Source organism: Paenibacillus sp. OAS669 (assembly GCF_014873645.1).
Classification (GTDB): Bacteria; Bacillota; Bacilli; order Paenibacillales; family NBRC-103111; genus Paenibacillus_S; species Paenibacillus_S vulneris.
In genome coordinates this window covers 371,290-391,960 of sequence record NZ_JADBDR010000006.1, presented here as the reverse complement: position 1 = coordinate 391,960, position 20,671 = coordinate 371,290, and the positions used below count along the sequence as shown (strand labels likewise).

Annotated in this window: 29 protein-coding genes, 1 tRNA gene and 1 pseudogene; 26 read left to right on the top strand and 5 right to left on the bottom strand. The window is 47.9% G+C overall.

What is annotated here, in order from left to right; translation table 11 throughout:
- Positions 1-89: 89 nt before the first annotated feature.
- The 3 genes from GGC63_RS16305 (at position 90) to GGC63_RS16300 (ending at position 2,312) form a co-directional block, all read left to right on the top strand.
- Positions 90-1,130, top strand: coding sequence for a tyrosine-type recombinase/integrase (locus GGC63_RS16305; RefSeq protein ID WP_192703189.1), 1,041 nt, complete (start codon positions 90-92; stop codon positions 1,128-1,130).
- A 67-nt stretch (positions 1,131-1,197) separates the two neighbouring features.
- Positions 1,198-1,389 (top strand): putative holin-like toxin, encoded by a 192-nt coding sequence (locus tag GGC63_RS35370; protein WP_412973872.1) that lies wholly within the window; start codon positions 1,198-1,200, stop codon positions 1,387-1,389.
- A gap of 365 nt (positions 1,390-1,754) precedes the next feature.
- On the top strand, positions 1,755-2,312 hold the full coding sequence (locus GGC63_RS16300; protein ID WP_192703188.1) for a hypothetical protein: 558 nt from the start codon (positions 1,755-1,757) through the stop codon (positions 2,310-2,312).
- Positions 2,313-2,346: 34 nt separating this feature from the next.
- Here GGC63_RS16300 and GGC63_RS16295 read toward each other — a convergent pair whose 3' ends face one another.
- Together GGC63_RS16295 and GGC63_RS16290 are read right to left on the bottom strand one after the other, a co-directional pair.
- A complete protein-coding gene (locus GGC63_RS16295; protein ID WP_192703187.1) occupies positions 2,347-2,559 on the bottom strand; it encodes a hypothetical protein in 213 nt (70 codons plus the stop codon).
- Positions 2,556-2,774, bottom strand: coding sequence for a hypothetical protein (locus GGC63_RS16290; RefSeq protein ID WP_192703186.1), 219 nt, complete (start codon positions 2,772-2,774; stop codon positions 2,556-2,558). Before GGC63_RS16290 ends, GGC63_RS16295 begins: the two co-directional genes overlap by 4 nt.
- A 316-nt stretch (positions 2,775-3,090) precedes the next feature.
- On the opposite strand from GGC63_RS16290, the gene GGC63_RS16285 reads away from it, so the two are divergent.
- Positions 3,091-3,753 carry a DUF4352 domain-containing protein gene (locus GGC63_RS16285; RefSeq protein ID WP_192703185.1) on the top strand — a complete coding sequence of 221 codons (663 nt, stop codon included), beginning with the start codon at positions 3,091-3,093 and terminating at the stop codon, positions 3,751-3,753.
- A gap of 164 nt (positions 3,754-3,917) precedes the next feature.
- Here GGC63_RS16285 and GGC63_RS16280 read toward each other — a convergent pair whose 3' ends face one another.
- Positions 3,918-4,151, bottom strand: a complete 234-nt coding sequence (locus GGC63_RS16280) for a helix-turn-helix domain-containing protein (RefSeq protein WP_192703184.1) — start codon at positions 4,149-4,151, stop codon at positions 3,918-3,920.
- 169 nt (positions 4,152-4,320) lie between these two features.
- Here GGC63_RS16280 and GGC63_RS16275 point away from each other — a divergent pair, with 169 nt between their 5' ends.
- The 14 genes and pseudogenes from GGC63_RS16275 (at position 4,321) to GGC63_RS16210 (ending at position 13,758) form a co-directional block, all read left to right on the top strand.
- Positions 4,321-4,539: a hypothetical protein gene (locus GGC63_RS16275; RefSeq protein ID WP_192703183.1), complete on the top strand. Its 219-nt coding sequence runs from the start codon at positions 4,321-4,323 to the stop codon at positions 4,537-4,539.
- Between the two features lie 138 nt (positions 4,540-4,677).
- On the top strand, positions 4,678-4,878 hold the full coding sequence (locus tag GGC63_RS16270) for a hypothetical protein (RefSeq protein ID WP_192703182.1): 201 nt from the start codon (positions 4,678-4,680) through the stop codon (positions 4,876-4,878).
- Positions 4,872-5,234 carry a hypothetical protein gene (locus GGC63_RS16265; protein WP_192703181.1) on the top strand — a complete coding sequence of 121 codons (363 nt, stop codon included), beginning with the start codon at positions 4,872-4,874 and terminating at the stop codon, positions 5,232-5,234. The genes GGC63_RS16270 and GGC63_RS16265 overlap by 7 nt, the downstream gene beginning before the upstream one ends.
- A 76-nt stretch (positions 5,235-5,310) precedes the next feature.
- Positions 5,311-5,577 (top strand): hypothetical protein, encoded by a 267-nt coding sequence (locus GGC63_RS16260; protein ID WP_192703180.1) that lies wholly within the window; start codon positions 5,311-5,313, stop codon positions 5,575-5,577.
- A 1,203-nt stretch (positions 5,578-6,780) separates the two neighbouring features.
- Positions 6,781-7,983, top strand: coding sequence for a DEAD/DEAH box helicase family protein (locus GGC63_RS16255; protein WP_192703179.1), 1,203 nt, complete (start codon positions 6,781-6,783; stop codon positions 7,981-7,983).
- A 15-nt stretch (positions 7,984-7,998) separates the two neighbouring features.
- Positions 7,999-8,391, top strand: coding sequence for a hypothetical protein (locus GGC63_RS16250; RefSeq protein WP_192703178.1), 393 nt, complete (start codon positions 7,999-8,001; stop codon positions 8,389-8,391).
- Between the two features lie 177 nt (positions 8,392-8,568).
- On the top strand, positions 8,569-8,817 hold the full coding sequence (locus tag GGC63_RS16245; RefSeq protein ID WP_192703177.1) for a helix-turn-helix domain-containing protein: 249 nt from the start codon (positions 8,569-8,571) through the stop codon (positions 8,815-8,817).
- A 1,139-nt stretch (positions 8,818-9,956) separates the two neighbouring features.
- Positions 9,957-10,169 carry a cold-shock protein gene (locus GGC63_RS16240; RefSeq protein ID WP_192703176.1) on the top strand — a complete coding sequence of 71 codons (213 nt, stop codon included), beginning with the start codon at positions 9,957-9,959 and terminating at the stop codon, positions 10,167-10,169.
- 5 nt (positions 10,170-10,174) lie between these two features.
- Positions 10,175-10,606 (top strand): hypothetical protein, encoded by a 432-nt coding sequence (locus GGC63_RS16235; protein WP_192703175.1) that lies wholly within the window; start codon positions 10,175-10,177, stop codon positions 10,604-10,606.
- Positions 10,607-10,714: 108 nt separating this feature from the next.
- Positions 10,715-11,209, top strand: coding sequence for a hypothetical protein (locus tag GGC63_RS16230; protein WP_192703174.1), 495 nt, complete (start codon positions 10,715-10,717; stop codon positions 11,207-11,209).
- Between the two features lie 2 nt (positions 11,210-11,211).
- Entirely contained in the window at positions 11,212-12,300 is a 1,089-nt protein-coding gene (locus tag GGC63_RS16225; RefSeq protein ID WP_192703173.1) for a DUF5309 family protein, read from the top strand.
- Positions 12,301-12,369: 69 nt separating this feature from the next.
- Positions 12,370-12,732: a hypothetical protein gene (locus GGC63_RS16220; RefSeq protein WP_192703172.1), complete on the top strand. Its 363-nt coding sequence runs from the start codon at positions 12,370-12,372 to the stop codon at positions 12,730-12,732.
- A pseudogene (locus GGC63_RS35365) lies at positions 12,733-13,560 on the top strand (tape measure protein); the annotation flags it as partial.
- A gap of 118 nt (positions 13,561-13,678) precedes the next feature.
- Positions 13,679-13,758 (top strand) — tRNA-Gln (locus GGC63_RS16210).
- A gap of 468 nt (positions 13,759-14,226) precedes the next feature.
- Here the strand turns inward: GGC63_RS16210 and GGC63_RS16205 are convergent.
- Together GGC63_RS16205 and GGC63_RS16200 are read right to left on the bottom strand one after the other, a co-directional pair.
- Complete coding sequence (locus tag GGC63_RS16205; protein WP_079911422.1) at positions 14,227-14,475, bottom strand: hypothetical protein; 249 nt, start codon at positions 14,473-14,475, stop codon at positions 14,227-14,229.
- A gap of 71 nt (positions 14,476-14,546) precedes the next feature.
- The gene (locus GGC63_RS16200) at positions 14,547-14,726 is read right to left on the bottom strand and encodes a YjzC family protein (RefSeq protein ID WP_079911421.1); all 180 of its coding nucleotides are present in this window, start codon (positions 14,724-14,726) and stop codon (positions 14,547-14,549) included.
- A 236-nt stretch (positions 14,727-14,962) separates the two neighbouring features.
- On the opposite strand from GGC63_RS16200, the gene rpsF reads away from it, so the two are divergent.
- The 8 genes from rpsF to rplI all read left to right on the top strand — a co-directional run bounded on the left by rpsF (position 14,963) and on the right by rplI (position 20,581).
- The gene (rpsF, locus tag GGC63_RS16195; protein WP_079911420.1) at positions 14,963-15,247 is read left to right on the top strand and encodes a 30S ribosomal protein S6; all 285 of its coding nucleotides are present in this window, start codon (positions 14,963-14,965) and stop codon (positions 15,245-15,247) included.
- 45 nt (positions 15,248-15,292) lie between these two features.
- Positions 15,293-15,772, top strand: a complete 480-nt coding sequence (gene ssb / locus GGC63_RS16190) for a single-stranded DNA-binding protein (protein WP_079911419.1) — start codon at positions 15,293-15,295, stop codon at positions 15,770-15,772.
- A 20-nt stretch (positions 15,773-15,792) separates the two neighbouring features.
- A complete protein-coding gene (gene rpsR / locus GGC63_RS16185) occupies positions 15,793-16,080 on the top strand; it encodes a 30S ribosomal protein S18 (protein WP_079911380.1) in 288 nt (95 codons plus the stop codon).
- 371 nt (positions 16,081-16,451) lie between these two features.
- The gene (locus GGC63_RS16180; RefSeq protein WP_079911379.1) at positions 16,452-16,868 is read left to right on the top strand and encodes a CBS domain-containing protein; all 417 of its coding nucleotides are present in this window, start codon (positions 16,452-16,454) and stop codon (positions 16,866-16,868) included.
- 54 nt (positions 16,869-16,922) lie between these two features.
- Entirely contained in the window at positions 16,923-17,225 is a 303-nt protein-coding gene (locus GGC63_RS16175; RefSeq protein WP_079911378.1) for a MazG-like family protein, read from the top strand.
- A gap of 5 nt (positions 17,226-17,230) precedes the next feature.
- Positions 17,231-18,154 carry a DUF2232 domain-containing protein gene (locus tag GGC63_RS16170; protein ID WP_225948247.1) on the top strand — a complete coding sequence of 308 codons (924 nt, stop codon included), beginning with the start codon at positions 17,231-17,233 and terminating at the stop codon, positions 18,152-18,154.
- 22 nt (positions 18,155-18,176) lie between these two features.
- On the top strand, positions 18,177-20,138 hold the full coding sequence (locus GGC63_RS16165; RefSeq protein WP_079911376.1) for a DHH family phosphoesterase: 1,962 nt from the start codon (positions 18,177-18,179) through the stop codon (positions 20,136-20,138).
- Positions 20,135-20,581, top strand: coding sequence for a 50S ribosomal protein L9 (gene rplI, locus GGC63_RS16160; RefSeq protein ID WP_079911375.1), 447 nt, complete (start codon positions 20,135-20,137; stop codon positions 20,579-20,581). The genes GGC63_RS16165 and rplI overlap by 4 nt, the downstream gene beginning before the upstream one ends.
- Positions 20,582-20,671: the final 90 nt, after the last annotated feature.

Here is a 20,671-nt window from a genome sequence, read left to right as displayed (position 1 = left end):
GATACATACGAAATAGCGCTAGCAGATTAACTGGCGCCTAACTGATTCGTTACCTTCTACGTTAATATAACGTAGGAGGTTTTTCGTTTATGGAGCGTAATGATAAGCGAGCGGGACGCAAGCAAGTCATGGGTCGCCAGCCGGTTGAATACGTAGAACTGCCGTCGTACACGTTAGAGGAAGCGGTTGAGTTTGTTGTAAAGGTAAAACGTGCGAAGAATTTAAAAGAGCGTACAATCGACGGCTACATTGACAACATGAGGTATTTTATCGAGTGGGTATCGGAGCATTATGGCGAGTTATCTATTCAGGACGTAACAACAGCTATTATCCGTGAGTACGTGCTTTGGTGTGCGGAAGAAAAAGAATACTACAGTGGTCATCCATATAAGTCTGAGTACGATAAGGATCGTCGTGGCCTTTCGCCGGCATCCGTAAACGTCCGCATTCGAGTTTTAAGAACGTTCTTTAGCGTTCTACATGACGAGGAGATTATAGACCGTAATCCTGCTCAAAACGTTTCTCTGATGCGTCAGGATGTCGATACGGTACAGCCGTTAACAGAGGACGAGCTCCGCCGATTTCTCAAAGCTCCTAATCAGCGCCAATGGGCTCAGTGGAGAGATTACTGCATCATAATCACGATTTTGGATACCGGCGCTCGCCTAAATGAAATATGTTCGCTTGAGAAGGCGGAAATCGATTTCGTTAAAAAGCAGATCACGCTGCCGGCCATAAAGAATAAGAACCGTCGAAGCCGTGTGCTACCGTTATCGACTGAAACAGCGCGACTGTTGAGGCAGCTTATAGTTGAATCGGAGAAACATTTCGAAAGCACATACGTATTCACAACAAACTACGGCGAGCAACTTAGTGAAAAGACGGTACAAAAGGCGTTCGATAAATATGCGGAAAAAGCAAAGTTAGGGCGTTCGGTCTCGCCGCATGTGCTACGTCACAATTTTGCTTCTATGGCGGCAGAGAACGGCATGAGTGTGTTTCATTTACAGAAAATCATGGGACACGCGGAAATCGCTACGACGCGGAAATATGTACAACTGAGTGAGGAGAGTATTGCGGATCAACATAAGCGATTTAGTCCGCTTAGTCGTGTAATGAAGAGAAAATGAATATTACACAAAAACTATCCACATGTGGATAACGCGTTGCTACTATGATTAATTAACATGTCCACATATCCAGAGCCCCTACTACTATTACTTACAGAAGCCTAGTATAATAGAGCTTAGCAAAGTAAGTAGGAGGGGAGGTGGAACCCTGACTACGTATGAATCAATCAGTGTAATGATTAATTTCGGGTTATTTATAGTTACACTTTTTGGTGTCATTATCGCTTTAATAAAAATTACCGCGCAAAATAAAAAGTAGCTCCAAAGTCCCTGAAGAAGACGTGAGCTACTTTTGAGAGAAAAAACATTAAACTTACTTTGCGTAACAAGCCGGGGTCTCGCATACCTCGGTTTTGTTATATCTTTAATGATAAGATTTTTATCCCGAAATGTAAATATGCATATATACACCCTCCATTGGCTTGCGGATAAAATCCGTGAGGGTAGCGGACTGAGTCCGAATGAATAGATAACGATAAACAGGCGCTCATTAGCGGGGAAATTACTCCGTTAGTGGGCGCCTTTTCTTCGTTTAATGGGGGATCGTAGACGTTGAAATATATTTAGACATTCTATACTATCAATAAAGCACCGTTAGAATTAACATGACATGAGGAGGTAAGTATGATAAACAATTTAATTGAACATAGCACATCTGATAACAATAATAGATATAGTGATTTAGCCGCTCGTTTAGCACTTATTGCTAACGGCTGGACAGTCCATACGAGCGAGACCGCTGAGTCTTACGATATTCTTGCTACTGAACCGCTAACTGGCGAATATAAGCGTCTGCAAGTTAAAACGATTCGCCAACGTCACGATCGCGGCGGCGACCTCGTTGTCTACGCGAAGAAAGGGAACGGCATGACCTACGATTTATCCGACGCTGACTATTTCGTTGGCGTATGGGCCGCGGAAGGCGAAGTGCCGCGAGTATACATGTTCGGTTTATGCTCAAATGAGCAATGGATCGAATTACCACTCACGATGAACAGCAGTATGCACGTTGTGGAGGATTCCGATCTCCGAGTTGTGGCGGATTGCGCGCAATGCTATAAGGAGATATACGAAGGTGACGAGGTTTACCGTATCGATGGCGATGGGGGAAATAGCGTCAAATACATTCACGGAGATTGTACATTTGAGTACATAAAAGAACGCGGAAAAAGTTATGCGTAAAATAAGCGTGTGATGATATACGGCAGTTTTCGGTTCATTCCGCGCTACCCTTTTTTGTTGTCACCTCCGTCCAAAAAGTACAGCTGCTTCGCATAAACCACTCATCGCCGATTTTTACGGAATTGTCCGTAATCTTCGTAATGACACCGCTGCCAATCTGTTCTTGACCGATGTATACGACGACTGGCGTACGGTTAAGAGCCGCAGTATGTAAATGTATAGCCGACGTTAATTCGCGCTTTTTCAACCCCGTATGACCTCCATAATGTAACGATTCAACCGGCGTCCGATCTCCGCCTTTACTGCGTCTCTTTGTATTGTAAAGTTGCCGCGCTGGCCGCGCAATACATACGGATAATGAACGCTATCGCCATCCTGATTTTCTTGCGTCTCCATGACGCTAATATTGTGGGCTCTTAGCTCCTGTCGGACGGCAGCTAGATCGGCTCGCATACGGCTCATAACTATTGAGGCTACAGCAGCGTAGAGAGAACGGAGCGTAGCGGTAGATTGCATCGTTTCGGTTCGATTCTTATTAACGATGGAGATTACGATCGGAAGCATATATAATCGCGGATTAAATCGAGTTCTACTTTCGTAGGGTTCATTTAACGTCACCTCAACGTTATTATATACGAACTAATGTTCTGTTTTCAACGGGGATTTATACGCTGTAAGTGATTGAGTGAATGTGTTTTACGAAATTTCGGACTAGTATTCCAGTAGGAAACATTATAAAATAACGGTATATTATGGGAGTGGAAAAAGGGGACGGATTATGGAAACTAAAGACGTAAAAAGGGGAGAAAAAGAACCTAAAGCTGCTACGAAAGGAGCGGGCCCGATCGTAACCAATACGCCATTTTGGTCCGGCAAAGCTGCTTACATAGTAATCGGAATAGCCGTCGTTGTTGTATTCCTACTATTTTACCGTAGCCCAAAAGACGAGGATAAGACGTTTGTGGCGCCTCCTTCCGCTCAAAATGCAACACATGCCTCCACGCAAATAGCGCCGACACCCACAACACCGCCAGTACCTACGTACAAAATCGGTGAACCAGTTGCTGCCGGTAAGTTTGACATTGTAGCTACGAATTATAAAACAGCAGCCGAGTTTAAGACGAAGTACAGCGTTGAGAAAACGGAAAACCAATTCGTTATTGTCGACGTCAAGATAACGAATAAGGATGACCGAGCCCGCGATGTTAGCAGCCGCATGTTCAAACTAGTGGACGTGGATGGGAAGACGTACGATCCCTACGACAAAACTATAGTGGATGACAACGTGTTTTTGTATGAAACTGTTAACCCAGGTATCAGCCGCAGTAAATCTGTACTCTTCGAGACGCCTAAAGATATCAAAGTGGCAAAGCTACGTGTAGATAGCGGCGTGGCATTGGCTGGCGGTAAACCGGTCGATATCGATTTGAATGCAAAATAAAATAAAACGGTGCGCAACTAGAAATAAGCGTGTTTTAACGTTCTTTTTGCCGCGTAAGTATTGCTGAAGTGGAGGCCCCTTACCCGGACGTATGAAGCGATAAAACAACGATAAATAGACGGCAAAAGTAAGACCAGTAGCTTTTCGGAATTTACTCCGATCGGCTACCGGTCTTTTTCTTCGTAGCGTATCTCTAATAGTTCGCTGATGTCGGTAATACCCAGCACTTCTGCAATCTTAGCAAGATGTTCTTTATTTAAAACGCTTCTTGTCCCGCGAGTAATCTCACTTATGGTACTAGGACGAAGTCCGGTCATCTCTGCTAGTTTCCCCTGTGTCATTCCGCGAGACTCAATAAGTTTATCTAATTTAATGACGATTTGTATATTTTTCCCCATTAATTACCCCGTCCTTACGAGATTTATATACCCATTTTATAAGAAGTTCGCAAATAACGCAAAATAAGAATTGACATTTCTAAAATAACGTTATATAGTTATTCTTATAAATAACCAAATATCGTTATAACGTAATATAATACGAATATATTTTTAGGAGGTTTCGTCTATGACAATTATCTTTTATCGCAATAACCACGGAGTCCACGAAGTCCAACTCGAAGGTACCTCGCAGCGCATCGCCCTTCAACCTCGCTTTCTTGCCCGTATCGCAGGCGTTAGTCCTCTCGCAACGGCCGGCATCTGCGAAGATATTACGGTCGAGATGGCGGCAGAGTTAGGCTTTACGCAATTCCCCGTGATCCTAGACGAGGAGGTGCCAGCGTAATGCTAGCTTATGGCGCCACATGTTACCGCCCCAACCGCACTAAACGTAAACGTCTGTCCGCTAAGACCATCGCCAAACTGCTCGGCCTGCTTATCGGGGTCGTACTCAAGCAGATCCTTACGTAAGGAGAGGCCGCCAATGAACCGTATCAAGACGTCCATAGACCGTATTTGTTACTACTCGCGCAAGGTGAACGATTACAGCGCGCGCCGCTTCGATTTCATGCGCCGCTTTGGTACCACCGTGCAACCGCCGACCAACCGCGCAGAACGGCTACTCCGATATAAGGCCGCCATTTACCGGCGCATCCAAGCCGAAGGGAGCGCAGCCATATGCTAAATCCGATCACTTTAATCGTTAACTACGGTCTGCCCGAAAAGAATGATTTCGAGCTCGTGCCGGCATGGCTGGCGGACGATGAACGAAATATTGTCGTGTTCCTGTACGAAGGCCGCGCGCACCTTAGCGAGGCTCAACTTATTCGAGACGGGCTATATATCGAACAATGCGCATCAATCACGGTAGGCCATACTGACCAAATCGATGTTGCACTCGATTATATCGTAAAGCTGCGCAGTATCAGCGCCTGGCAATTTGTCGCAACCGATCTCCTGCGCGAGTATGAGTACAATTACGATTTCAACTTTATTACGGAGGAGGCGCCCACCGATGAAGAAGCCGCTCGACATCCGTAAGATCCTGGCCGCTCTTAACATCAAAGTTACGGCCGCCAAGCTGGCGCAAATCCTAAAACGTTAGGAGGGACGCACAATGAAAACGTTCAATCTTCGTATCTTTAATTTCGCTACCGGTGCGTTCGACCTCGGCAATATTATTGTCCCGCGCCGGTACCAGTGCGGCTACGTGTATAGTCGCAGGTCTGGCTGCTTCCTCGTCGTCCATAACCGCAAAGAGATTCGCGTCAATCCCGCCTTATTCCGCAAAATGACCGGTAAGGCCGCGCACGACCTCGCCGGCCATGCCGCTTTTACAGCGGACGAGCTACGGCTAATGGGATTCGATACTATAACCGCCTGATGAGAGCCGGACAGCAACCGGCCGAAATGACGTGATTAGCGGTCGCGTCATCGCGGATAGCCTGTATAAACGCGTATGTACATGTAATTCCGTAATTTTCGCGTGCCTCCCGGGAGGGCCGCCCTTTACTGCGCCAACAGTTAGCGAGGCGGTCCGGTATGCGGAGATTTCCTGTGAAGAGGGGTCGCGGGAACGTTCCCTCTTCGCCCTTATTGGTTTTTACGGTCCGTGGGAGTACGCCAATACTCCATCGCCACTCGGACAAGCTCGCCCCGTTGCGTGTAATTTACACGATCGCCACTGCGGAACGTTTCGTTTATTGCCGGCTGAGTGCGCCAACACTGGCCGGTATCCTTGTTTCAGCGGCCGGGAACGTTGCAGGTTCTCTTGGGTACGGCCGCATTATATCGATAAGTCTGACGGGCGAGGGCGGATTGACTTGCCGCTTATTAGGTACCTCGTTCGTCTTTATATTTAGTAATACGCGAACATATGTACGATGGTTTCGCTGATCTCAAAAAAAATTAAATCGTGCGCCATTTTTGATCGAGCGTCGACGTAATTATTGTGCGCGAAACAGCCGGCGCGATGCGTAATAACAAGTGAAGTTATTAAGCGGCTTCATACCGTGGCCGCCACTTAGGAGGAATATGGATTGAAATCCGCAACGGAATTATTCGAAGAAAACAAAGTACTTAACGAGGGAGGTACGTTGGCTACGCTCAAAGCTCGATAAGATACGGAAACGGTCTGCTGGCAATTTCACTCCGACAGTACAACGCGACATATACACCATAGCGGATCGTGCTTGTAAAACAAGACCGGACTAGTTCGATAATCCGATTAATACTATCGGAATTATTCATCCATACGTATACCGTCAAAAACGTGTATCTTTCTTCTTACGGAAAAAGCCCGAAAAGCCGCGTCATTACTGGGGTTTTTTAACGATTTAGGGAGGCGAATTCCCTAAAAGCCCGAATACGAAGCGGTTTTCTTCGTAGTCGGATGAATTGACGCGTTGCTTTTTCGCGTCAAGAAGCCTATTTGCTCGCGTTCAGTTTATAAACTGAGCGTAGAGCAAGCGCTAAACAAACCTTCTTGTCCGAGCATAAACCGCTCGTCCAATTCATACGCTCAAGGCAAAACCGGCCTTGAACGTGCTGAACAATATTCATACGCAAAATATTATAGGAGGTAACTATGGTGAAAATAACGGTAATTGATAGCGTAATGGGAAGCGGAAAAAGTAGCTGGGCAATTCAGTTTATGAACGATGTCACTAACGCATTTGATCGCTTTATCTACGTTACGCCGATTAATACCGAAGTCGATCGAATAAAGGAAGCGTGTCCTGGACGTAATTTTCGTAGCACGAACCTCGATAAGTATAACGGTCGTAAGATGCATGTTGTTAAAGAATGGCTGCAGGATCGCGCGAATATCTGTACGACGCATTCGTTATTCAGAGCGGCCGATGCGGAGTTCCTGGCGCACGTACGAGAAAACAATTATACGCTGATATTGGACGAGGCTATGACAGTTATCGAATTGTCTGATGTTAAGGCAAAAGATATCGAAACGCTTATAGAAGCGAAGAATATCACATTTGATACCGAAGGGCGCGTTATTTGGCTAAAGGACGACTATGACGGGAGATTCGTCGATATCAAGGCGTATGCAAAGGCCAGAACATTATATCACCTGAGCGGGAAAATGTTCATTAAGGTGTTTCCCGCCGAAGTCTTTAACGCATTTTCTAAAGTCTACTGCCTAACGTATCTCTTTAGAGCGCAGCAGCAACGTTGCTACTTCGACTTACATGAGATCGATTACGAAATAAAAGCGATCAGTAAAACGCCTGATGGTACGTATGAAATAGTTGAGCATGACGTGAGAAAGGAGCATCGCGTCAAACTCTACTCTCTAATCGATATTTATGACGGTCCTCTTAACGAAGTCGGACGAAAAGATAATGCGTTGTCGTCAAGGTGGTTCTCGCGTTCAACAACGATAGATGAGAGAAAAGTATTGCAACGGGCTACTCGTAATTTTTTGCTAAACAAGCAGCAAGCTCGCGTTGGGGACGCATTATGGACAACAAAAAAAGGCGTGTTTAAGGTTAGAGACTATGATAGTGCCTTTGCTCCGGTTAACTGTCGCGGAACAAATGAATATTCTAGCAGATGGGCGCTAGTATATGCATATAATCGATTTGCTAATCCAGAAGAAAAGATGTTTTTCGGTAAATATGGAATCGATATCGATCAAGACTTACTCGCCGTCTCCGATCTTCTACAGTGGATATGGCGTTCGCGTATCCGTAATGGGCATCCGATAAACCTGTACTTGCCGTCAAGTCGAATGCGCTCGCTGTTACTGGCGTGGAGTAGGTACGAAATTTAAAGAAGGAGGCCGGAAATGAACCTATATACGTTTTGGGACGAAAACTATCGGATTGAAGACGAAGAACTGCGCGTTAAGATAGCCGACGCAGTAATATCCGTATTAGAGGAGGCGGGCTGGGACCGTGAGAAGATCCAAGCCCGTAAATACCGCCATCCGATGACGCGCCGAAAGAGCTGGCGAACTTTGTGCTCGATTGTTGACGTGCTCGCCGACTTTATTATGCGTCCTGAACAGCGTGTGGAGCAATCGAAGGAGTATCCAGTTAAGAACGCTGATGCGGAATGGTACGACGGAAATAAGCGTCGAAATCGCGAGATATCTTATGAAGGTTTTGAGGAGGGAGGCGGGAGTGTGGACATAGATAAGAAAGTATATTTACCGAAAGAGGTCGTGATGGCGCACTAATTTTTTTACGTATGTACCTGTATTTTTGCATCGTGGTTTCCATTTATATATGTAGGCAAAGAAGCATCACGCGCGTATGCTATGCCGAGAAATTGCGTAGATCGAAGACGGTCTAGGCTTTTTTTATTTTATTGTTCAGTCAAGAAAACTAGACAATCAAACACAGGAGGGGTTGAGGTGCCGTTAACTGTAGAATCGCTATATAAAGTTCGCTCTATGCGAGGGTTGTCGCTGTACGATATCGCAAGGTTAGCCGGCGTATCGGAGTCCTATATATCAAAGATTGAGAAGGGACAGCGACCGCTGACGGCAAAGCTTGCACGCAAGATTATTGAAAAACTAGAGTTAACGCCGGATCGACTAGAGCAGTTAGTCCGCGCATATGACGAGTTTAATTACGGGGGGCTTCGTTATAAACGTAAATAGTGATATCCGAAGATTGGTACGTAAGCAGTGCGCTAACTTTATTGGACATAACGCTTGTTTACTCGAACCAAACGGTCAGTCAATTTGTAACTTCTTTCGTGAAGATGAGCAAGCACGGCCATTTCTTGAAGCTGGAACGATGCAATGTGATTATTTTCAGCGATCGGTATTGCCGAGTGAACCCGTTTTAGGACTTCTGTATTGGCGAGTTGATAAGAAAACATTGGAGAAGTGCGATCGGTGCGGGGATAAAATCGTTAGACGAAGTAACAGGCAAAAGTATTGTGAGCAGTGCGCTGTATTATCAAAACGCGATTCAAACCGCGAATCAATGCGAAAATCAAGAGCAATTGTGGGAATTTAGACGCCAAAAAGTACGCTTATCATGCGGCTTCTGGGCGTCTTATTTATTCATATAAGGGGTTTATACAGTTTGAATGTTTAAATACCCACAGATAGAGGGGTGACTGTTATTACTTGAAAGAAGATGCTAAAACTTACTGCGAGTTTTATCGGCCTGGCGCGCTTTGTCTACTGATGGAAGCACTAGCAACGGAAGCAGACCCGCGTTGCAAGCCGTACCGCGACCCACCGACAGATTGCCGCTACTTATGTTTGGTCGTGGCGAAGCGGAGGACGAAATGACCGAAGAGTTTGAAATCGATTATGGCGCACGCCGACCGCTAACGTTCCGTCATTACGTGATTGATAGCGAAGTGAAAGAGTGGTTCCTTGATGCCGTCGGACAGTACGTAGCCGGCCACATAAATATCGAGACAGTCATAAAAATGGACAGGGCACAGTTTTACCGACTTGTTGAAAAATCTGCAATTCTCTTATGTCGGATATACTCGCCGACTGCAAAGTACGGGATTACGAAAGCAGAAGTACGGTCAGCCGTTGTGTACTGGATTAGATCCATATCGGAGGGGACGCAGTGTGGCGAGCGTGAACAGTATCGTTGTGACGGGGATTGAGCCATTCGATTACGGTCATAAAAGGCGCGTACACATGCTTGATACAAAGACGGGTGCGACGTATTCGATGGAGTTTGGAAGTAGTGTTACAGAGGGCAGGATGAGGCTTATGGCGCCGATGCTCGTTAAAAAAGCACACAAAAAAAGGCGGGGGAATGTGGAATGACACATAAGGGAACTGTGAAATGGTTTAGCGATGAGCGTGGCTACGGAATTATAGCCGGAAGTGACGGAAAGGACGCCTTCGTTCACCAATCTGTTATTAAAATGGACGGATTTAGAAAGCTCGAACAAGGACAAACCGTAGCATACGACCTGGAGAAAACGGAACGGGGCTTGCGCGCTACTAACGTCTACGTCATCCACGAGGGCTAGGCCGTATGTTCGCAGAGCACGAAGTCACTTACGCCGACTGCGCTTTTCATCCGCTTGACTCCGGACAAGTTGCCGTCGGCGTCCAGCTATCAACACGGAGCCGGATAGACGACATGCATGTAAGATACGAGCCCTACACGGTTATCAGCGGCTTGTATGACGTAGCAGCCGGCTCAATCCGGCAGTCGGTAACCGTAGTAGCTGCGGACATCATCCGGACAGCGCGGCCAGGCACGAAGCTAATTATTATCCGGAGCTCATCGGGTTCTTTTATGCGTAAGAGATCACTTGAAAGTGAAATCGGACTGCTGGCGGCCGGTCGCGGGATAGAGGTTAAGTTGAGCCATAAACCGCGTCTGTACCGCGTCGTCCCGGACCTGCTGCGGCTCGCGAACGATGCAATCGTGCGCGGGAGTACGGTTATAGCGGCCGTTTAGGCTGCGCAGACGAACGAGGAGGTGATTCCGATGTCACCTGACTACGAGGGGCGTACCGCGCTTTCTCGAGATGGCAAGTAAATAAAATAGATGAAGGGGATGGGGCAAATGGAAAACGAGCAACAAAATACGGGAACCGAGCAGGCGGCCAATGAAGAGAAAGTTTATCTCCAAGCTGACATTGACGCGCTACAGGCGACCTGGAATGAGGAACGCGCGACACTACAGCGCCAGTTAACCGAATCGCGCGATAAGTTGAAGCAGCGGACATTGGAGCATACCTTCCACGCCAAGGCAGCAGGAAAAGGTATTGCCGATCCCGCCGGCCTCATGAAATTAATCAATCTATCCGCCATTACGTACGACGAGAACGACGAACCGCAGGGCCTGGACGAGATCCTCGATGCGTTTACGGCGGCCGCTGGGGTTGTTACTCCGCAAAAGCCTATATCAATCGGCGGGCCTAGTAATCCCCCGGATAACACCGAAAAGACAAAGCAACAACTCCTAGAGCAAGCTGCGGAAAAAGCACGCAGGACTGGCCGCACTGAGGATAGAGCGGCATTTTCAGCACTAAGACAAAAATTATTTGGAGGTAATTAATAATGACAACAATCTATTCGTACGATCTTATTGGTAAAAAGGAATCTGTAGTCGATGAAATTTTGCTCCTTAATCCTGATCAAACACCTATGATTAACCTTTTAGGCTTTAGTAACCCAGTCATCTCTACGACACACGTATGGTATGAGGACGAGATGTTCGCGACCAAATCGCTTGTTACGACAGCTGCGACGGCGGCCGCTACTTCGATCGTCGTTGCCAGCGTTGAGGCCTTCCGCCCCGGCGTAGTTGCGCAAATTGACGAAGAGATGGTGCTCGTAAAGGACGTTGACGTTTCGGCCAAGACGCTGACCGTTGTTCGTGGTTATGCCGGTTCGACTGCGGCGGCAATCACGGCTAATACTCCGATCGAAGTTTTATTCGTGGAGGGTCACGAGGGAGCAGATGCGCGAGATCCTCGCTTCAAACAGCGCAAAAAGGTCGAGAATGTCACACAGATTTTTGACGATAGCGTAGAGGTATCAGGTACCGCGCAGTCCATTGCACAATACGGTGTGGGCGATTTGTACGGGTACGAAAAGGCCAAAGTTGAACTGGAGCTCGCACTACAGCTTGAGAAGGCACTCATTAACGGCCTGAAATTTGACAACGGTAACGTTAGGCAAATGCGTGGTATCCGCAATTTTATCGAAACCAATGTAACGGTAGCGGGCGGAGCCTTGACCGCGAAGATGATCAATGACGTTGCCCAATCGATCTACACAAATGGCGGCTTCGCGAGCGGAGGTCAGTACGCAATTATCGTGCCTGCCAAGCAAAAGCGCGCTATCAGCGAACTGGGTAACGATCAAATCCGTATCACACAGGCGGAAAACGTTCGCGGCCAGGTCGTTGATTACATCCACAATGACTTCGGCAGATTCCCGGTCGTGATGAACGATAATTTGAAACCGGACGAGTTGTTCTTTATCGACCAGAACCGTATTGCTATTCGTCCACTGGCCGACCGCGCATTCTCCCATACGCTGCTCGGAGTTACCGGCGACCGCAAGCAAGGCATGATCGTTGGCGAGTACACGCTCGAGTTCAGGCAAGAAAAAGCACATGCACGCATTAAAAAGTTGGCCTAAAAACAAAACGAGGTCGTCCTTTTTGGGCGGCCTCTTATTTTTGTATGTAGAGAGGTGAGAGTAACTGTGATGAATGAGAGATTATACGCTAAATGTAACCGGAGTGCGGAACTATTCCGGCTTTTTGAGCGGTTAACTGCGGATTATGCACCCGGCGAATACCGCTTTGCCGAACGCTACCCAGCCGAACACAAAGAGTACCGCACGATTTATACGGAGTTCCTAGCGTCAGAAGATCCGGCACTTGTACGAGTAGGTTTCCGCATGAAGCGTTTTTTGCTCGAATTAGATGAGACTGACCGGACGTTCAAGCGGAACCGTCAGGAATCACGCCAGGCACGCAAGCAGCTCGATCTATTACGTAGAGCAACGCGGCAACTAGACGAGGCTATCCGTACATTTATACTGGCTCTGCCGGAGGAGGTGGCGTAGATGGCATTCGATCTCATAGCCCGGCTTAAAATGATCGATAATATGTCCGGACCCATGCAAAAAGTTAAGTCATCCATGCGCGAGATGGACAAAGTAAGTAAGGCGACGGCAAGCACGACGGACCGCCTATCCAAGTCAGTGTCAAGTACTGGCGCAGCATTCCGCAATTTTGCATCAACCGCGGGGAGTGCGATAAGCGGAGTTGCATCGAGCGCCGGCAAAGCGTCCACCGCGATAGTGGGCATCGGGACGGCGACCGCGTCGATTGCGGTTGGTTCCGGGCTTTATAGCGCGTCAAAGGCAGCGTTGAAACTCGCTTCTGATGCGGAAATGGCGCAAATCGCCTTCGAAACCATGCTTGGGGACCCACAGAAATCACAGAAATTTACACTCGATCTGAAAAACTATGCCGCTGACAGCCCGTTCGATTTACAGGGCCTCCGGACAAGTTCGCGCCAGATGCTCGGGTTCGGATTCGCAGCAGAAAGCGTTATACCGATGCTGCGTAACTTTTCGGATGCATCAGCTGGTCTCGGACTCGGTACGGACGGGATTAAACGGATGACGCTGGCGTTCGGTCAGATGAAAGCAAAGGGTAAGATACAGGGAGATGAGATCCTGCAGCTCGCCGAGATGGGGATTCCGTCGGTTCAGATTCTCGCCGATAAAATGAAGATCACGCAGGCGGCTACGCTCGATCTCGTTAGTAAGGGACTAGTACCCGCCGATAAAGCGATTAAGGTCATTCTTGACGGTTTAGATAAGAGATACGGCGGACTGAGCGAAAAGCAGGCGAAGACTCTTAGCGGTATGTACAACAAGCTAAAGGATACGTTTGAGAATGATCTCCTTGTCAAATGGGGCGACGGCATCAGTAAAGCGCTGACTCCACGATTTAAACAGCTTACGACGTGGGTCGATAAGAACCAGGACAAAATAACAAAATGGGGAGACGCGATCGGTCGCGCAGCTTCTTACGCATCTGACGCAAGCCGTGCGTGGGTTCGAATCCCACTCTTTCCGCCACCAAAAATACCAGCGATAACGACTCTGAGAAGAGTCGTTTTTTATTATCTAGCGCTGGATTCCCGTAAAGTACTGAAAAAGCTTCAAAGGCAACGCTCCACTTTGGTTGGGGCTATTTTTGTTGTCTTGCCACGGAGGCCGATTGAAAAGCTGAACTCATGGCAAGAATGACCCGGAGAGCGTATGGATGAAGCATTAAATGTTGTATGAGGAGAATAACGGGTGAGTCTTTAAAGCCGTTGTATGGATCAAAAAAAAGCGGGATGGTCAAGGGCAGTTGGCTTGGATGGATCCGCGGAGGGCTCACGTGACGAAGAGGACTGTGGATAAAAAGAAAACGTCCGAAGGCTCAGAAAATGTTAATAAATCGGCGCATATCGGTGGATAAATCCTTGTTCTGACTTATCCACATGTGGATGAAGAGAAAAACCTCCTTTGCATGAAGGTGTGCATAAGGAGGCGGCCGGTTCAAGAATGGGTTTTCTTACGAACAGAGTACAGATCAACGAAATAGCCGATCACCGCCCAAGAGAGAATGGTTAAGGTATAGAGCAGTACAGGGTTCACATTGGTGGTGCCGACTATTGGATAGAACCAGGCGGGCACGCTCAGGCAGTAGAACAAAATGTAAATCGGCTCGGATTGGTGGCCGAAATAATGCACCAGACTGAGTGCAGCGCCGAAAGCGGCGAAAAGCAGCGTCACGGTATATTTCATGGAAAGGCTCCTTTAATGAAATTTTGACCCCCTCTGAACGTCGGACGTCCCAACGCAGAGGGAGAAGAAGGCTAGTACTTACGCTTCCACTTGCGGTTATGGTTGGAGGTTTCCGGGAAGGTCTCACCCTTCTTCAAGGAAATGATTTTGGGGTTATTTATCCCCATATGGAAGGCATTCTCCCCGATCTCCATATATTCGCCGTCATTGGGAGCTGTATCTCCAGGATTGAACTGGCTCCATTCGCCCATACTGGTCACCTCCTGTGCGAAGTGTACTGCTAGTTTTTCCTTGACCGGTTCATTACATGAGCTAAAAAATTTACCAAACCATTTTAATAAGAAGAAAGTGGTCGTACTTGCCCTAAAGAACTTGTCATTAGGCTCTGATTTTGCTATAGTATTATGGTGCGAGTTTTGATAGTAATTGAAATTCTCGCTCCTTGCTCCTCATAAGAGGGGCCGTTAGTCCAAAAGGAGGTGAAACCATGCGCAAATATGAAGTAATGTACATCATTCGTCCTGACATTGAGCAAGATGCTGTTCAAGCTGCGATTGAGAAGTTTCAAGGCATCATCAACAACGGTGGCGAAATTACGAAACACGATGTAATGGGCAAACGCCGTCTTGCGTATGAGATCAACAAGTTCCGTGATGGTCACTACGTGTTGGTTAACTTTAACGCCAACAACGAAGTTATCGCTGAGCTTGACCGTGTGATGAAGATTTCTGACGAAGTCATTCGTTACCTGATCACTAAAGACGTAGCGTAATACAGGGCATCCGTGCCGTAATTGACATGCTGGGAGGGTTTAAGGTTGCTAAATCGTGTGATTCTGATCGGAAGGCTGACTCGTGACCCCGAATTGCGCTATACCCCGTCAGGCGTTGCTGTAACGACATTTACGCTGGCCGTGGATCGTCCTTTTACGAACCAGCAGCGTGAACGTGAAGCGGACTTTATCAATATTGTGACATGGCGTCAGCTTGCTGAGACATGTGCCAATTATCTGCGTAAAGGCCGGTTAGCAGCAGTGGAAGGCAGAATTCAAGTGCGCAACTACGATAATAACGAAGGCCGTCGTGTTTACGTGACTGAAGTTATTGCCGATAATGTTCGTTTCTTGGAGTCCGCTAACAGTGGTGGAAATCGTGAAGAGGGTATGGGAGGCGGAGGCTACAGCCAAGGGCAAGGCCAAAGTCAACAACAGCGCTACGGCGGACCACGTGACAATCAAGATCCGTTCCAGGATGATGGAAAACCGATTGATATTTCCGATGATGATTTGCCATTCTAACGCAGAAAGGACTGAATACGATGAGTTTCCAAAAGAGAGACAACGGCGGCGAAGAGCGCGGCGAGCGTAAATTCGGCGGTCGTGGTGGAAAAAAAGGCGGAAAGCGCCGTAAAGTGTGTTACTTTACTGTAAACAAAATCAAACACATTGACTATAAAGACATCGAAACGCTGAAGAAGTTCATCAGCGAGCGCGGTAAGATTCTTCCGCGTCGTGTCACTGGTACTTCCGCTAAGTACCAACGTATGTTGACGATTGCGATCAAACGCTCCCGTCAAGTTGCGTTGCTGCCATACACAACGGAGTAATTGTTGTACCGAAGAAGACAGTTGGGAAACCGGCTGTCTTTTTTTATTTGCGTAAGAAATGACATAAAACCCGTTTTTTCCAATATGCTGATCAGGATAAGGGCGATTTCTTGAGAAAAAGGGCGTCCTCATTCTGGAAACCTTTTATACTATAAAACAGAGACCGTTTATTTCATATGAAGAGGTCTTGTTGCGGGCCTTATTCGCGGGCGGCCGGAGCAGCAGGGGAAGGCAGGGATGAAGCGTCCCTATTCTTTTGGTAAAATAGAGAAGGAGCTTCAGAAGGTCGTTGTATATCTTCCTTCCGAATCATAGTGTATGATAAAAGGGATCGCACCAAGGAAGTTTAGATTGGAAAGGGTGGCTTCAAAGTGAATATCGCTTTTTTTCTACTGCCTAAGGAGGATGTCATTTATTTATCCCCTCATTCTACGATGCGCCAGGCATTGGAGCGAATGGAATACCACCGTTATTCTGCAGTTCCGCTGGTGGATGAAAACGGCAAGTATGTAGGGAACATTACCGAGGGCGATTTGCTCTGGAAGCTGAAGCATTCTCCGGAGATTGGATTCGAGAATACGCATAAGGTCCAGCTGAAGGACGTCTCGCAGCATATGAACATTAAACCGGTTCGCATTGACCAGCAGATGCAGGATTTGATCACTCTCGCAACCAACCAGAACTACGTCCCTGTTATAGATGATAACGAGGTTTTTATCGGCATTATCCGCAGAAGAGAGATCATTGATTATTGCTTCAAACTTTGGCTGGCCGAACAAAAGGTTTAGAATTGTGGTATAATTATCTAAAGTGTCAGCCTAAAAGAAAGGCGGTTATCCCTTATGGATCGGGAAATGGATTTGGCAAAGCGGGCCAAGATCATTGAATGGCTCAAAACGGAAATCGTCGATCAGATGGCACATTTGTTAAAAGGCATTTGGGAAGGCAGCCATCATAAAATAGTAGACGGTCTGGCAAGTCTGGTAGCCTGCTGCTATATTCTCGGAAGGCGTCTCGGCATCTCATTGCGCAGTTTAGACGAAGCGGTTTTGGAGAAAATGAAGAAGCATAGGCAAGATGGACATCAGTTAGAGGAATGGTATGGCGATATATCCGCTTTGGAAGAACATTTGCGTAAGAGGTGAAGGTGTTGGGGAAAGGTTCCGTACGAATGCTCGGCTGGAGCGTAGCGACGATCTTATTGCTCCTTTCGGTGATTACACCGCTTAGTATCGTTACATTTTGTTTATTGATGATCCCGGTAATTGTACAGTTCGTAAAGCTGGATACGAAGCGGTTTCTGCTGCATTACGGCGTGAGCCTGGTCATTGTCTATGTGCTTACCTCCTCGGTTCTCGGGGGATGGGCAGGCATCCTGTTGGTATCCATGTCACTGTTCTTTTTGCCGCCCGTGATTCAAATGGGGAATTTGTATAAAAAGAGGGCTCCTGCCCGCACGGTATTGACTGCAGGAACGGTGACCTTGTTGGCTGAGCTTCTGTTAAGCTTGGTCGTCAGCTATTTGTTCGGCTTCAATTTGATTGATAAAATCAAGCAATTCATGCAGGAAAGCATCAACACGCTGCCGGATCAGCTCAAGGGCATGATCGCACTGGATCAGGATATGCTGATTCAGCTGATGAGCCAGATGCTGCCGCTCTATATGATCGGCATCTCGTTAGTGCTTGTCGTGATAGCGCATTGGCTGTCCAGAAAAATATTGAACCGCTCCGGCGAGTCTATTCCGGCGTTTAAGCCGATGCGGGAGTGGATGCTGCCGCGTTCCTTTGTCTGGTACTATATGATTGCCTTGTTTATGGAGTTTTTCGTCAAAGACACGAACTCGATCTTTTTCACCATATTGATCAATCTGCTTCCTTTGCTGACGGCAGCTTTTGCAATTCAAGCTCTGGCGTTTTTGTTTTTCGTGGCCCATATGAATCGCTGGAATCGGACCTTGCCTATTGCCGGCATTGTACTGCTGCTAATTTTTCCGCCAGCTTATTTTATTTTCAGCATGCTCGGGGTTTTTGACGTAGCGTTTCCGATCCGTGAACGTATGACGCGAAAATAATGATGGATTAGGGGCGAGTGGAATGCCAAAGTTCCTGTTAAAGCGATGGCACGGCTTGCATATCGTATGGATATTTGCTCTTTTGACCGTTTTGATATTTATTTTGATGATTTACCAATGGGTGATCAGTGTGATCGCCTTGTTTCTATGCGGGGTATTGGCCTATTTCACGCTGAAGGCGGAGCAGGCCTTTCGTAATGATTTCAATCACTATGTAACCACGTTGTCCCACCGGATCAAGAAGGCGGGCAATGAGGTGATTCATGAGCTGCCCATCGGCATTCTTCTCTATAACGAAGAGAAGGTCGTGGAGTGGCACAACCCGTTCGTGGCGAAAATGCTGGGAAAAGAGACATTGATCGGCGAGTCCGTCCATGAGCTGTTCCCGGCACTAAAGACGCGTAAGGACAAGGATCTGAAGGTTGAGATAACGGTCGGGAAATGCATCTATCTTGTACAAGTCAAGCCGGATGAAAGGCTGTATTATTTCACCGATATTACCGATTACAAGACGTTATCCGCGAGATACGAAGAAGAGCGGCTCGCTATGGGGATTGTCATGATGGACAATCTGGAGGAAGCGACGCAAGGCATGGATGACCAGACGCGCAGCATTATGATGGCGAGAGTCACCGGCGAAATTACGGAATGGGCGCAGAAAAACAACGTTCATTTGCGCCGTACCGCATCGGACCGCTATTTGATTCTGATGAATCAAAAAGGCTTGAAATCGTTGGAGCAGTCCCGGTTCGAAATTCTCGACGAGGTTCGGGACCTGACGATTGAAAACAAGCTACCGCTTACGTTAAGCATCGGGATCGCTTCAGGCGTCGATTCGCTTACAGAGCTCGGACAGCTTGCTCAGACGAGCTTGGATATGGCTCTGGGGCGCGGCGGCGACCAGGTAGCCGTCAAGGTAGGGGAGAGGCTGTCCTTCTATGGAGGCCGCTCCAACGCCATTGAGAAGCGCACGCGCGTAAGAGCCCGGGTTATCTCCCACGCGCTGCGGGATTTGATCAAGGAATGCGACAAGGTCATTATTATGGGCCACCGCTATCCGGATATGGATTCCATCGGCGCCGCGATCGGCGTGCTTAAAGCGGTTCATGTCAGCAACAAGGAAGGCTATATCGTTCTCGAGGGCGTCAATCCTTCGATTCAGAAGCTGATGGACACGATCTATGAGGACGAGAAGCTGAACCGCTGGTTCATTACGCCGGAGCAGGCTATGCAGATCACGAACGGACGTACGCTGGCTGTCGTCGTAGACACGCACAAGTCGTCCATGGTAGCCGAGCCCAAGCTTCTGCAGCTGACGCAGCGCAAGTTCGTTGTCGACCATCACCGCCGCGGCGAGGAATTCATTCAAGATGCGACGCTGGTCTATATGGAGCCATATGCGTCATCTACCTGCGAGCTGGTGACGGAGCTGCTGCAATATTTCAACGACCGGCTGACGATGGGCGTGCTGGAGGCGACGGCGCTGCTTGCAGGCATCGTCGTGGATACCAAAAGCTTTAGCCTGCGTACGGGAGCCAGGACGTTCGAGGCCGCGTCCTTCTTAAGACGGAACGGGGCGGATTCCTCGCTCATCCAGCGCCTTCTCAAGGAGGATCTGGACGCCTATATTCAGCGCTCGGAGGTCATTAAGAATGCGACCATCCTGTACGACCACATCGCTTTGGCGGTCACGGAGCCGAATCGCAAATATTCTCAGTTGCTCATTGCGCAGGCAGCTGATACATTGTTAACTATGACGGGTGTCATGGCGTCTTTTGTTATCAGCGAACGTCCGGACGGCTTGATCGGCATCAGCGCGAGATCTCTCGGCCAAATGAACGTTCAGGTCGTTATGGAGCGGATGGGCGGAGGCGGCCATTTGACCAATGCGGCGACTCAGCTGGAAGGTACGATTGAGGAAGCAGTACAAAGATTAAAGCAAATTTTAAGTGAGATAGAAGCAGAGGAGGGGCTTTTCGAATGAAAGTGATTTTGCTGAAGGATGTCAAAGGCCAAGGAAAAAAAGGGGAAGTTAAAAACGTATCCGAAGGCTATGCAAATAACTTTTTGTTTCCGCAGCAGCTGGCTGCACCTGCGAACGAATCTTCTATGAAGGTGTTGGAGACGCAGAAAAAAGCGGAGCAGCGCAAGAAGGATCAGGAGAAAGCCGAGGCCGTTGAGCTTGGCAAAAAGCTGGAGTCGCTTACGGTTGAGCTGAAAGCAAAATCCGGTAAAGACGGCCGATTGTTCGGTGCCATTACGAGCAAGCAGGTAGCCGAAGAGATGGAGAAGCAGCACAAGATCAAGCTGGACAAGCGCAAAATTATCATGGATGAGCCGATTCGTACGCTGGGCGTAACGGAAGTGGCCGTGAAGCTTCACCCTGAAGTGACCTCGAAGCTGAAGGTTCATGCTACGGAAGAATAATATCGGTATCATGCCATTTCATTGAAGCGCCGTTCCATTCTAGGTTCGGCGCTTCGACGGTAAGTTGTCCCCAAGAACACTTGAGGAGGA